Here is a 13,997-nt window from a genome sequence, read left to right on the forward strand (position 1 = left end):
ATGAGGGCATTATTTTATTTTTACCCGGCTTATGGTTATTCAAGAACATTAGAAGGTATACGAGAAAATTTAAATAAAAAATGTTGGAAAATAATGAATACACAATCTCAAAATTGTTTAATATTTACAAAAAACCAAGACTTTATAATCTTATGTAATGAAAGCCAAGTAGCAAATTTTCAGAATATAATTAATTCAATTAAACCTAACAAAAACAATAATGAAAAATTATACATTTGGGTTTTTGGTAAACATAATTTACCAACATACAATCGACAACTAATTGGAATAATAGGTTATGATATTAGTACTTATTTGAAACATGATACATTTGATGAAATTTTACAAGAAATTTTCACTGGAATTAGTAACAAGCCTCTTTTAACAACCGATCCTTTAATTATAATATTTATAACTGAAACGTATGATGAATGGAAAATAGCTATAGTAGATCATAAAGCAATTCATTATGATGACAACCTTACTAATATAGATAAATCACAAAAAACAAATTCACGAATAATTGAATTCAAAATCAATAGTGACTACACAGTTTTATTTGTAAAAGAAAACAATTTAGAAAAAGATAAAGGCGGGATTGATGATTTATTAGATAAAATTTTGAATAAATGGGGGAATGGTCTTGCAAAAGATGATATTTACGTTGCCATCCATGATATTAATAATTACTTAAAAGACAAATCAAAGTTTGAAAATAGAGTTGGCTACATCTGTGACTTTCATCATTCAGATAGTGGCATAAATAAAGAATTTTGTGATGAACTTATTAGTTTTTTAGAAAAAGTTAATAATGACAAATTAAATGAAGCTGTTGAAACTTGTGGAAAAATAATTGAACTTATAAAACAACTTTCAATGATAGATGTTATTGACCTCTCCATCCTCAAACACCAAATCGTCAATCTCCTTGAGCCGTTAAGGATTGACATTGAAGGTTTGATTGACAGGGATTTTGAAGATAACTATTGGGAAAAAGTGTCAGGGGCTTGGAAAAATAAAGATAAAATAGATGAAATTTTCATTGAGGTCAGGGAAAAAGTATATAAAAAAGATGATGAAGTTACAATTGAGAAAATTGTAGATGATAGAAAGCTTTGTGAAAGTAAATCATGGGAAGAGATACAAAATCTTTTACCACGACAAAATCTCACAGGCGATGAAAAAGTCAACGAATTATTAAAAGCCTTAAGCTCCAGCGATAAAAACAAAAAAAACAAAGTCCGTCAAATCCTTGAACTTTACGGAAATGTCTATAAACAATGGATGGATAAACTAATCAACGCAATTGATCAATTAAAAAATGAATTGGGGCAGTAAAATGGGGTGACCTTTAGTTCAAATTGTGATAGTTGCATTAGATCAATTAAAGAAGTACTGGAAAGGTATTTTGGAAATGATATAAATGATAACATTATTATCTGCATTATTCCACTCTGTCCTGAAAAATTATGTTCTAATGATGGCTGGCACGAATTTCTTAGTTATATAAAAAAAGAAGTTCAATCTACAAACCAAAATAATTCAAATCAAAGAAATTCAAACACTCAAACTGAATCAACCTCTACAAACCCAAATAACCCTATTATCAATTGTTTAAGTGGAAATACAGGCATCATTTTCTACACCACAGAAAATATCCCAAGAGGCGACTATCCCGACTCAATCTACAACGAATCCAGAATGTTAAGAAACTTCCTTGAAAACACCACTTACGCAAAAACCGCTAATCACGAAAATTTAATTGAAAAAGTTAAAGAACTTATTGTTGATTTAAAAAATAATGGAAAGAAAAAAAATATATTAATTAACCTTCAAAATCTATTAAATAATGTACCGGATAGTCTTAATTTTCAAAAAGAAAAATTAGCTGAACTCTCCGAAATCTACACCTACCAAAGTTTTCATACTCTAAAAGAAGCTCATAGTAATCTAAGAAAATTTAGGGAATTTTTAGAAAAAGGAGATTTCAATAAAATAGATGAACTTTATAATTTCCGTAACGACTACTACCTCAAACGCCAAAAGCACGACATCGCCTCTATCATCGCAACCAATCCGCTAAGATTTAAAAAGCTTGAAATTCTCGTCATAGACGATAATCCTGAAGCTATTGAAAGTGATTTTAATAAAATTAAAAAATTTTTACCATCAAACACTGAAATTTTCATTACGGCACAAAATGAATACAGAAAGTTTCTAACCGATAAAGATTTTATCAAAAGTTTATTTAACGGCGATGCAGAATTAAAACTTAAAGAAATCAAGAATTCAACTAATTCATTTGAAAAAACTAATCTTTTTGAAAATAACAAATTCAAATTTGACTATGTAATCGTTGACCTTCTCCTTGGTCATTACAATGAAGGTAACAAAATTATTCGCGAGCTTATAAATCTCCGCACAGCAATAAATAAAAATAAAAAACATTACGAAAAATCATTCTTTTTCATTTTAGTTCTTTCTCTTAGCGATGATGTTGATGATATTTTTAGAGCATACAATGAAGGAGCGCTTGGGTATGTTTGGAAGTTTGGCAGGATTTATCAACTTCCTGCGCTAATTGGAATTTTTGAAGAATATAGACAAAAACTTATCAATGGTATAGGTATCTCGGCGCACTCGCATGCTCGTAATTTTTCTAAACTTTATCATCTGCCTCCAGAAATTGAATGGCGTTTACGCACTGAAAATTTTCTCGCTCCAATAGTAAAAAAAGATAAATACGAAATTGAAGATATTGCGAAAGATATCGCCAAGAACTGGATTAAACAAATTCCCAAAGCTGAACTGCACTACCATCTTGGTGGTAGTATGGATGAGAAGATTATTTTTTATCTCTCCGTAAATACAGTTGCACATTTGTGTGAAAAGTATGATAAGAATTGTAAGAATGGGAGGAATGTTTTAAAAAGTATAATTAATGAAATTAAATCATTAGTGAACAGTTTTGATAAAGATGATAAAAAAGATAAATATGAAAAATTCTTTAGAAATTTTTATATATGTTGCTTAAATATAGTTAATAATAAAGAATGTAACAATAATTCTGACATTGAGCCCATTAAGACTTGGCTTGAAAATCTCAATAACATAAAGGAGAAAACAATAAACTACCTAAAAAAACACGAAGACAAACCAGCTGAAGTTTGGTTTGATTACCTAACTTACATAGTAAACAAAGATAAAAATCCAGACGAGCAAATAAAGAAGAGTGATTTAATTGCTGTGTTTTTTGTGTATGCTGGTATTCTTGAGGGTAGAACTATCGAAGACGCAAAAAAATTTTGGGAAGAACTAAAGAAAAAAGTTAAATCTCTTGAAAATACAAATTTTGATAGTAGCTCACCGAACATTAAAGAATTTATTACCAAAACAAAAATATATAGTCATTTTGGTAGTAATGAAACCATTAATATACCTGCCTTAAAAAATTATGACCTACAATCAATCTTTAATAATAATTCAAATAATAAAAAATCTGAAAATGTACTTAAAAGCTTAATCCTTGCATCTCCAGAAGCTAAAACCTTAAATCAGCTTCTCAGAGGTGATGTATTTTTCGGGGCCGATAATCTTCAATATTATGAAAATATTTTTGCGTGTGTTTGGTACTTAATGGAACAAGCCGTAGAAGATAATGTTCGATATTTAGAAATACGTGTTTCGCCATCAGGGTATACACGAAAGAACTTAACTATTAATGAAGCTGTGCAGGCACTTTTCGAAGGTGCTGATTTGTGCAGCCTCTATTTCTACTTATGCAAAGGGAAATTTATCTGGACAAATTTTATTACAACTGCCAAGCGACACAAAAGCCCCTACGAAAGAGCAATTGAAATTGGTCTTGCAGTAACATATTCAAAACGAGATAAAAAAGTTTTCGATCTTCAAAAAAAGGTATCAAGTGTACAACCATCATTGCTGTATAATTGGAAAGCATCTCGAATTGTTGGTGTAGATTTAGCAGGATATGAAAAAGATTTTCCACCGCGTCAATTTGTTAATGATTTCCAACCAATCTTTAAGATATGCTCGTTTGTGACAATTCATGCTGGTGAAGAAACATCTGCAGAATATATTTGGGAAGCTGTTTTTGAACTTCATTCAAATAGAATTGGTCATGGATTATCAATAGTAGAGCATCCCTCGTTAATGAGTCTCGCTCGCGATACACAAATTTGTATTGAACTGTGTCCCTATAGTAATATTGTTACAAATAATCTTCGTGGTCACCGGATATCAAAATATCCACTCTATACATTTATGCAAGAAGGAATCAATGTTACGATTAATACGGATGACTGTGCAACGACAGGCAAAACACTCTCTGATGAATACGTCAATGCAGCGGAACTCTATTACTTCAGTGATAATAATTCAATCGAAGATGGGAAAGGACAAACTAAACGAGTACCGTTAACAAAATGGGAGGTGCTGCGACTTGTAAAAGCTGGTTTTGATAATGCTTTTATCAAGCGTGAAGAAAAAATGAACTTACTTCGATGCGTGGAGGAGGAAATTTACCAAAAAGTCTTGCAAGGTTACGAAATAGAACCAGTTTACTATATCGATAGGTCTGAATGATTTATTAAAAAATTATTATTTCATTCTTAATAGAGGGGGAGAAGCTATGAGTAATCCAATAAGCGATATAGATTTCCTTATTCGTATTTTACTTTCATTAATTTTAGGTTCAGTAATAGGCTTGGAGAGACAATTTAAAAACAGGCATGCAGGAATTAGGACATTTGCTATATTAAGTTTGGGTACAACTTTTATAACAATTTTAAGTATGATTGTAACCAAAACTTTTGAAACTGGAAATATGCCTCAAGCCATAGCTGTTGTTGTTATAAGTGTAGGTATTATAGGTGCTGGTGTTATTCATAAGGAGAAAGATAAAAATGGTATGATAATTATACGTGGATTAACTACTGTTACTACATTATTAATAACATCAGTTATAGGTTTGGCAATTGGATTAGGATTGATTAAATATGCATTAATTGTATGGTTTTTAACGATAATTTCTTTGTTTCTCTTAAGGAAAGTTGAAATAAAAACAGGATTAAAAAAAGAAATATATTTTCAAAAGAATAATCAGAATCAATAAAATGAAGATTGAAAATAAAATACATACATTTAATAATATAAGTACATTTGCATTCAAATTAATGTCAATAAATGCAGTTATTGAAAGAAATGAAGAACTGATATTAAAAAATTTATTTGAAGAAAACAGAAACAAGCATGTAAAATTTATTGAATCGTTGATAGGGAATAATGATGAAAATGTTATTTATGAAATTCGATATAACAGCCAACAAAATCGTGAAAATCAAATTTTACGAAATATTGATATTTATTTAATATGCCAATTTAAAAACCATAATAAGATTGATGTTGAAAATCATTTAAAAACTATAAATGCAATTATCAATTCGACATTTGATGAATATGATTTTGAAATAATAGATGCAGATACGACTAAAAGTTTAATCATTAACAATAAACAAAAATACAGCTATGCATTTACACGAAGAGTAATTATAGACCAGCTGGATACCCTTGAGTCTGGAGTTTCAATAAAAAATATTGGCTTTCTGCAAGAAAATAATTTGGACGATTTAGGTAGTTTATCAGAAAAGAAAGATGAGCATTTTATTACTTACATCTATCCATTCAATTATTCGTTTTATAAAGGGGAAAAATATTTTTCTGACATTTCTTATGAAGGAATAAAATCATTTACAATCAGCATAAAGATTAATCCTACATTGATAAGAAAAGAAGAAGAAAATTTTATTGAACAACAAATAATAAAGTGTGAAAAATTTGCACAAATTTCTATTTCAAGTTCAGTAACTGAAACGAGTAAATTATATCCTACACTTCAAAGGTTAGCTGTAGAATATCAACATAATCTATTAGATTTTCTTTTTGCTCTTAAAAGAAATACAGCACTTATGTCAATAGAAATTAGCAGCGATGAAAAATTACCTTTGCAGTATTTACATACAATTGGTTATTACTTTTCACCAATGATTTCGAAATACCCAAAAGAAAATTCTATATTTTACGGAGGATATGAAATTCATGAAAGAGTAAATAAAATAGAATCAATCGAACAAAATGAGATAAGAATTGAAACTCAAGAACATCCACTCTTACCAAAAAATGTAAGTCGTATTTTATATTTATTTGATGCCGAAGAACTCAGCTGTGCTTTTCGATTTCCACCGCCTCCTACAGATTTAATACCAAATTTTAATATCAAACTTTTCAAAGAACGTTTGGCTCCAATTGATTTAATTGAACATTATAAAGATTCAAAATCGGGGACTTTAATTGGCTACAATATTTATAAATCATACAAAAATGAAATCAGAATTTTAGAAGAAGACCTAAAGAAACATGTTTATATAATTGGTCAAACTGGTACAGGGAAATCGACTGTTCTTGAAACTATGATATTAGATTGCATTCGAAAAGGGAAAGGACTTTGTTTTATTGACCCTCATGGAGATTTATTCAAAAGAATACTTGGGAAAATTCCTGAAGAAAGAATTAATGATGTTATTGTACTTGATCCAGCGGACATTGATTATCCTATTGGATTAAACTTTTTAGAATATGAAGACCCAAACCAGAGATATTTTATTGCAAATGAGTTTGTGAATATTATTCGCCGAATGCTTATAAGTGAATTTGGGAAAAATGCAGCTTATGATTACACAGGACCATTATTCTTTAAGTATTTAAGAAATATGCTTCTACTTATAATGTCTGATAATGAAAATCCAGGTACATTAATTGATTTATACATTTGTTTTAGTTCAGACACTGCATGGTTAAAATGGTATCCTCTTAAAATTAAGGATGCAATGCTTGAAGTGTTTATTGAAAATGAACTTAAGAAAAAATCGTTGACTGATTCAATGAGAGGTGAAATATCTTTGGGTGAATATGTAGCGAGCAAACTTCAAAATTTTGTTTATGACCCGTTATTAAGAAATATTTTTATCCAAAGAAAATCCACAATAAATATTCTTGATATAATGAATAAAGGCAAAATTCTTCTTGTTAATTTGGCAAAAGGGGAATTATCGGAAGAGAATTCAAGATTTTTGGGAATGGTATTAATGACTAAAATTATGTCGGCTGCAATGACAAGAGTAAGACTCCCAGAAAACGAAAGGAAGGAATTTTATTTATTTGTTGATGAATTTCAAAACATTGCAACAACAAGTTTTATTACACTGCTTTCAGAAGCAAGAAAATTTGGACTTTCATTAACTATAGCAAATCAATTTATTGAGCAGATAGAGGATTCAAATATAACATTGTCGATATTTGGAAATGTTGGAACATTTATTTGTTTTAGGTTAGGTCAGATTGATGCACAAAAATTAGAACAAAGATTTCTGCCTTATGTATCTGCGCAACATCTTACTAATCTGCCAAACTGGTATGCATATACTGCTACTCTTTATAATGGCCGCAATACTATTCCATTTATTATTCAAACGATTTTAGATGAACAAAAGTATTCAGAAGAAATAGCCACCAAAGTAAGAGAAAACTCACGCTTACAATATTCTAGAAAAATAAGTTCATCAGATTTTGAAACATTGCAGCAAGAAATTAGTAATAAAGAGTTTGAAAATTTATATAAGCAATTTTTAAATGAAGGAAAGAGTCAGAATAAAAATAAAGATTAGTAAAGAATTATCTAAAAATCATTGAGCCAGCTATAAACTTTTTTCCTGCAGATTTATTACTTTTGCACATCAAATTTTATCGAGGGTGAAAATGAAACTTCAAAAAACAAACAGAAGAAAATTTCTTACCTCTATCGGTTTTTTATCAACAATATCCCTCCTTACTCATTGCAAAAACCTCATTACAGAACCATGGCTTAACGGGGGAGAGAATAATTCAAACAAAAATGCAGATTTAATTTTGACTGGTTCAGAAAAAGAAATTGCATCTAAAATTAAAGAGCAGTATTCATTAATTGAATTTCTTGCTAATAACATTAATAAAGAAAAAACTATTGCTTACTATGATAATGGCCAACTTAAAAAGTTATCGCTATCAATTGTCAAAGATAAACTTGCAAGTTATCCATATCTAAGAATTACAAAAAGAGAAAGTAATGAAAGTGTAAATATTCTCTGGGGAATGGATGGTATTTATCCATCATTGAAATTTGTCGACAATAACGGAAAGCTTATTGAAAAAGATGGTCAGGTAATGGAATTTGCATTGAAGAAAACAGAGGATAGAGATTACACTCCAATTGATTGGTTGAAATTAGGAATAAAAATATTTGCATATGGATTATTGATATGGCTTGGAGCAACTGTTTTGAAATATGTAGTATCCGCAATTTCATTTATTGCTTTTAATGCTCTTGTATTAGGAATTGTAATAGCAGGAATAACTCTCATTGTGCCAATAATTAAATGGCTTATAAATTTAACAGGCTGGAAAAAAGATGATATTAAAGATATGTTCAATAGAACTATTAATGATATTTTAGCATTTTTATTGGACGTGCAAAAGTATTTGCTTGAGAGGTAATTCATTTATTCTGATTTTTAACGAATTAAAAATTATTCCGAAAAATTTATCTGTAATGGTAATGTTGTAAAATCAACATTAGGACAGCTTATATCTATTCGGTAAACTAACAAATTAATTTATCGATAATATTATAGGTAAAATTTACTCTAAAAATAATTCCTATTATTCTTGAACATAATTTGTTTTGCTGTATGGGTAGATATAAAGCTGTATTTATTCTTTATATTTTTTTTATTCTAATCTTTCAAGCATGTCAAATTAATGAACCAAATCTTCCATCCTGGAATGTAAGCTTAAATATTCCATTAGCAAAAAAGATTTACTCACTTGAAGATTTAGTTAATAATAATTCAATTAATTTTTACGCTGATGGGTCAAATAAAAATCTGCTCTACTTTTCAAAATCAATAAGTTTAGATACAATTAAATTCGAAGACAAATTAACAATTGATAACATATCAGATACTGTTTCTGAATCAATCGAATCAATTTCTCTTTTACCTGATACGCTGCAAACAGAAATTGGGCTTGATTGGTTAGGTTTTGATAATATACCTGCAATGCCAGTAAGTGTAGCTCCAGTTTATAATGAACATATCTCAATCACAACAGATGTGTCAGAATCTTTTGAATCAGCTCTAATTCAAACTGGAAAAGTTGATTTGGAAATTATTAATCATCTTCCTCCACCATTTACATTAACTATTAGTCATATTTTATTAAAGAGTATCAGCACTGGAGAAACATTATTGAATATTGATGATGACATAATAATTCAGCATGGCTCAAGTATAAAAATTAATTCGCTGCAGTTAAAACAAGGAGTAAGGATTAGTAATCAGTTTTTATTTGAATGTGTTCTTTCTACAAATGGAACTGGAGGTGAAGAAGTTCTTCTGCCCAAAAATTCATTAACAGTGAAAGCAAGAATAGAAGATTTAGAAGTTTTAGAAGCACGTGCTAAAATTCCTTTTCAGGTCCCAATTACAATTGAAGATACATTTACTTTAGATGATAACGAACCTCTGCCTTCAAAATTATCTTTGTTGAGAATAGAAAATGGGAATATTAATCTTAAGGTAGCTAATAAACTTGACTTAGATGCTAAAGTTCATTTGATAATTTATAACTTAAGAAAGCCTGATGGACAAATCTTTGATGAAACAAGATTTATTGGAAGAAAACAAACAATTAATGTTTTTAAAGATTTTTCTTTAAAAGATTATTCACTGATTGGTTCTGAAGGGAAACCTTCAAATTCTTTTTCCTACAAAATTACAGTTGAAGTAGCTTCTACTGAGGATATGAGGACTATTAAAAGTAATGATGGGATTACTGCTTATGTTGATTTACAAAATCTAAAAGTAAAAGAATTTACAGGCAAAATTAAACCACAGAAAATATCTGCAGATAAAGAATCTGTTGCGCTCAATCTTGATGAATTCAAAAATAAAATTCAGTTTCAAAAAATAAATTTTAGAAATATTCTTTTGCGGCTTGCATTCCAAAATACTGCACAGGTTGAATTCAAGATTGACGGTAAATTAGAAGCAAAAAATAAATTTGGAGAAAAAGCAGTATTAGGATTAAACAAAAATACTTTGAGTAATGATATTATTTCTCCAACTGATACTCTTATTACATTTAATAAAGACAGTCTGAATTTGTTTTTAAATAAATTTACAAGACTGCCAGATTCAATAATTATATATGTTGATGGAATTATTAATCCAAATTATAAAGCCGTTACCGTAAGAAATACAGATATTATTTTAACCAAAGCAATTATCGATTTGCCATTAGACGTAAGTATAGAAAATATTGAATACAAAGACTCGATTAACATTAATTTATCAGAGGATGATAAAGATAAATTAGAAAATATTAATTCAATTTCAGCAGGAATAAAAGTTATTAACAGATTACCTGTTTCGTTAAAACTTACTTGCAAGTTTTATGATGAACAAAATAATTTTTTAACTTACTTTCCTCCACTATATGAATCTCAAGACACAACGTTTACAATTACAGGAGCTTCAGTTGATAATGAAGGCTTTGTTACATTAGCTAATGAACAGTTAATAAATGTAAATATTCTAAAGTCTGATATTGATAAAATAAGAAAAGCAAAATATGTGATATTGCTTATTAAAATAAATACTTCTGATAATGATAAACCTGTTAAGTTTTTAACGAGTGATAATTTTTCTGTCGATTTATTTTGTTCTACTGATTATAATGTTAAACTTCAGTAAGAAATATGAAGAATATTTTTTCACTTATAATCTTAGCAATAAGTTTATTAGAAATATATGGACAAGGAATCGGGTCTTATGGAATTACCGATGCCAAATCAATTGGAATTGCTAAAGCCTTTTCTTCATCTTTTGGTTTATATGCTGTTGGTAAAAATCCTGCAAATCTTTTTCAAGATTCATCTTCAATATCTGAAATGAACTTGTCAATACCAATTCCACATTTATCATTTTCTGCAGGAACAAATTTTTTATCGATTAGTGATTATAATTATTACTTTGGGACTAAAGTAACAGGAGCAAATAATGAGCTTAATGGTAGAAAACTTACCGAAGATGATAAACAAAATTTGAAAAACATATTTCAAAATGGAAGTTCAATTTATTCTGATATTTCTATACAATCGATTGGTATTAAAATTCAACCATCAAAGAAAATCGGAGCATTTGGATTTTCGGTTACGGATAGAATATCATTTTCACTAACAATACCCAAAAGTTTAATAGCACTTTTTCTTGATGGCAATATTCCCGGACGAATTTATAACTTTAATGATGCTAAGTTTAATTCATGGTGGTTAAGAAAAACATCTGTTACATATTCTAACATGATAAATTTTTTGGAGGGATTGTATATAGGAGCTTCACTGAATTTTGTAAGTGGTTATTTTTATTCTAAAGTTGAAAGACTAAATACAGAATTTAAGACCGTGGAGGGGAATGCATTATCAGGCAAGAGTGATTATCTAATATATTTAGTCTCTTCAGAAGATTTCAATATAAGATACAATTTTGATAAAAGACCTAAAAAGAATTTTACATTTAGTTTTATTCCAAAACCTGCAGGGTATGGTGTTGGAATTGACTTTGGATTAACTTCTAGAGTAAACCAAAAGTTTTCACTTTCATTGTCATTTACAGATATTGGTTCGATTAACTGGTATAATAATGTAGCAGAATTTTCTTCGAACAATTTCTTTTACGTTGATGACTTAACTAATAAAAACCAGATTGATTCATTAAAAGCAGTTCTATCAGGAAATGGGAAATATATCAGCTCATTAAAATTGAATATGGCAACTGCAATGCATTTGGGATTAGTATGGACAAATAAAACATATAATTATTATTCTGACAATAAATTACTCATATTAATTGAATATCATCAAGGATTCAATAATGAATTTGGGAATTCAAAAATTCCAAGAATAGTCTTAGGCATTGAATATACACCTAAAACAATATTAAGTATAAGAAGTGGATTATTAATTGGAGATATTGAAAAAGTTAAGTGGTCTTTTGGTTGTGGATTAAATTTTGGATTTATAGAAATGAATATTGGAACATTAGACTTACTAAATATATTTCAACCAGATAAAGCTAAAAACTTTTCAATTGCATTTGGCAGCATAATCAGATTTTTATAAATCCTAATAAGTTCTTACTAAATTAGAAGAGCCTCAAGCATATTACACAATGGATTAATGTGATGTATTGATATGATTGAATCGAAATATATTAAATGTAGAATGTGTAATGACAATAAAAGCTAGTTGAAAATTTTTCTATTGTATATTATGAACAAATTAACTATTTAAGAAAAAATCTATGTAATTCTTAATACTGGTTAAGGAAATTACCGAAGCTGCATTTTAATCATATCACTAAATTTTATAAAAGCGTTCCGTTTAGAGTTACAACAAAAGTTAGTACTAAATAATCATTTTAAAAGCCTAATCAGCGGGACAAATTTAATTTATAGCAAATAAAAAACCCCATTTTACGCTAAAAATGGGGTTTTCTTGTGGGCCCAGAAGGACTTGAACCTCCGACCCGCTGATTATGAGTCATAAGTATTTATTCCCTTTTCGAACTATTAAATTCCCGTAACTCCTTACTTAAAAACAAGTTATGCAGATATGCCTTGCTGTATCATTTTTAGACTGAAGTACAATTGAAGTACAATTGAAATTTTGTAGGCATACAGAATCTTACATTGACTATATATGCCCCAACAAAGCTTAACTTGATTAAATTTCGTATGGCAAATTAATAAATCTGCATAAACTATGAAAGAAGATTGTGGATAAATGCGTTCGTCGATATGAGCAGTTTTTTTAAAAACCTTCGAAAACAGCGTAAAAACGCAGGCTCGTCGGTGAACCTGCGTATAAAAAATTAGACAATTGGCGAAAAAATGACAAAAATTGCGAAAATGAGCTAAAAATGAAGGGTGAACCTCCCAGTATTTTTGGCAAAAATGAGGTTCACGGAAAATTTTTTTCTTAAGAATAAAAAAAGATTTGATTTTGAAAAATAAATGCATATATTTGCAAAGAAAATTGGCTGTTTGAATCGAACCATAGTGGAATTGAGACCATTTATGATAGCAGCATTTTACTGGGATTCATTTGGTTTGAATCGAACCATAGTGGAATTGAGACTCCTACTCTTTCGAGTAGGAAGTTAACCTCTTCTAGCCGTTTGAATCGAACCATAGTGGAATTGAGACCAACTTCAGCAGAAGCGAACTTGTAGGCGAGTTCTTTGGTTTGAATCGAACCATAGTGGAATTGAGACAGAAATACCGCTAAACAGCTTGCTAAAGAGTTTGCTGGTTTGAATCGAACCATAGTGGAATTGAGACTGCTTTTCATATATCTTATGAGCCTCTTCCTTGTACTGTTTGAATCGAACCATAGTGGAATTGAGACAAATCAACTCTCTCCTCTATTTCTTCGAACCTAACGCCCGTTTGAATCGAACCATAGTGTAATTGAGACCAATGATTGTTTTCAATGTGCCTCCTCTTAATTAATGTTTGAATCGAACCATAGTGGAATTGAGACAAATGCCCGCCGATTCATCATCAGCGGGCATACTTTGAGTTTGAATCGAACCATAGTGGAATTGAGACTCAGGATATAATATCCTGATTTCTACTTTGTATCTTTCAGTTTGAATCGAACCATAGTGGAATTGAGACCTTGCCTCTGAGATTATAAGCCTCATCCCAGGCTTTAAGTTTGAATCGAACCATAGTGGAATTGAGACAGCTCATAATGAGCTCTGGTGTTATAACTCGTTCAAATTGTTTGAATCGAACCATAGTGGAATTGAGACCGGTGGGAC

7 protein-coding genes and 1 CRISPR repeat array (1 of these 8 only partly in view) are annotated in these 13,997 nt (G+C 29.6%); all 7 genes read left to right on the top strand.

Annotated features, from left to right (window positions below; translation table 11 throughout):
• The gene (locus AC27L2_RS10710) at positions 1–1,338 is read left to right on the top strand and encodes a hypothetical protein (protein ID WP_487211765.1); all 1,338 of its coding nucleotides are present in this window, start codon (positions 1–3) and stop codon (positions 1,336–1,338) included.
• A 6-nt stretch (positions 1,339–1,344) separates the two neighbouring features.
• The gene (locus AC27L2_RS10715) at positions 1,345–4,605 is read left to right on the top strand and encodes an adenosine deaminase family protein (protein ID WP_487211766.1); all 3,261 of its coding nucleotides are present in this window, start codon (positions 1,345–1,347) and stop codon (positions 4,603–4,605) included.
• A gap of 46 nt (positions 4,606–4,651) precedes the next feature.
• Positions 4,652–5,134, top strand: coding sequence for an MgtC/SapB family protein (locus tag AC27L2_RS10720; RefSeq protein WP_487211767.1), 483 nt, complete (start codon positions 4,652–4,654; stop codon positions 5,132–5,134).
• Between the two features lies 1 nt (position 5,135).
• Positions 5,136–7,742, top strand: coding sequence for a type IV secretion system DNA-binding domain-containing protein (locus AC27L2_RS10725; RefSeq protein ID WP_487211768.1), 2,607 nt, complete (start codon positions 5,136–5,138; stop codon positions 7,740–7,742).
• A 91-nt stretch (positions 7,743–7,833) separates the two neighbouring features.
• Positions 7,834–8,607 (top strand): hypothetical protein, encoded by a 774-nt coding sequence (locus AC27L2_RS10730; protein ID WP_487211769.1) that lies wholly within the window; start codon positions 7,834–7,836, stop codon positions 8,605–8,607.
• A gap of 194 nt (positions 8,608–8,801) precedes the next feature.
• Positions 8,802–10,865, top strand: coding sequence for a hypothetical protein (locus tag AC27L2_RS10735; protein WP_487211770.1), 2,064 nt, complete (start codon positions 8,802–8,804; stop codon positions 10,863–10,865).
• A 5-nt stretch (positions 10,866–10,870) separates the two neighbouring features.
• On the top strand, positions 10,871–12,292 hold the full coding sequence (locus tag AC27L2_RS10740; protein WP_487211771.1) for a DUF5723 family protein: 1,422 nt from the start codon (positions 10,871–10,873) through the stop codon (positions 12,290–12,292).
• Between the two features lie 921 nt (positions 12,293–13,213).
• Positions 13,214–13,997: direct repeats of the CRISPR family, unit length 30 nt; unit sequence GTTTGAATCGAACCATAGTGGAATTGAGAC; it runs 736 nt beyond the window's last position.

Source organism: Rosettibacter sp. KY25, assembly GCF_057554405.1.

Coding starts and splice junctions, on each gene's coding strand:
- AC27L2_RS10710 (WP_487211765.1), top strand. CDS start 1: ATGAGGGCATTATTTTATTTTTACCCGGCTTATGGTTATTCAAGAACA.
- AC27L2_RS10720 (WP_487211767.1), top strand. CDS start 4,652: ATGAGTAATCCAATAAGCGATATAGATTTCCTTATTCGTATTTTACTT.
- AC27L2_RS10725 (WP_487211768.1), top strand. CDS start 5,136: ATGAAGATTGAAAATAAAATACATACATTTAATAATATAAGTACATTT.
- AC27L2_RS10730 (WP_487211769.1), top strand. CDS start 7,834: ATGAAACTTCAAAAAACAAACAGAAGAAAATTTCTTACCTCTATCGGT.
- AC27L2_RS10735 (WP_487211770.1), top strand. CDS start 8,802: ATGGGTAGATATAAAGCTGTATTTATTCTTTATATTTTTTTTATTCTA.
- AC27L2_RS10740 (WP_487211771.1), top strand. CDS start 10,871: ATGAAGAATATTTTTTCACTTATAATCTTAGCAATAAGTTTATTAGAA.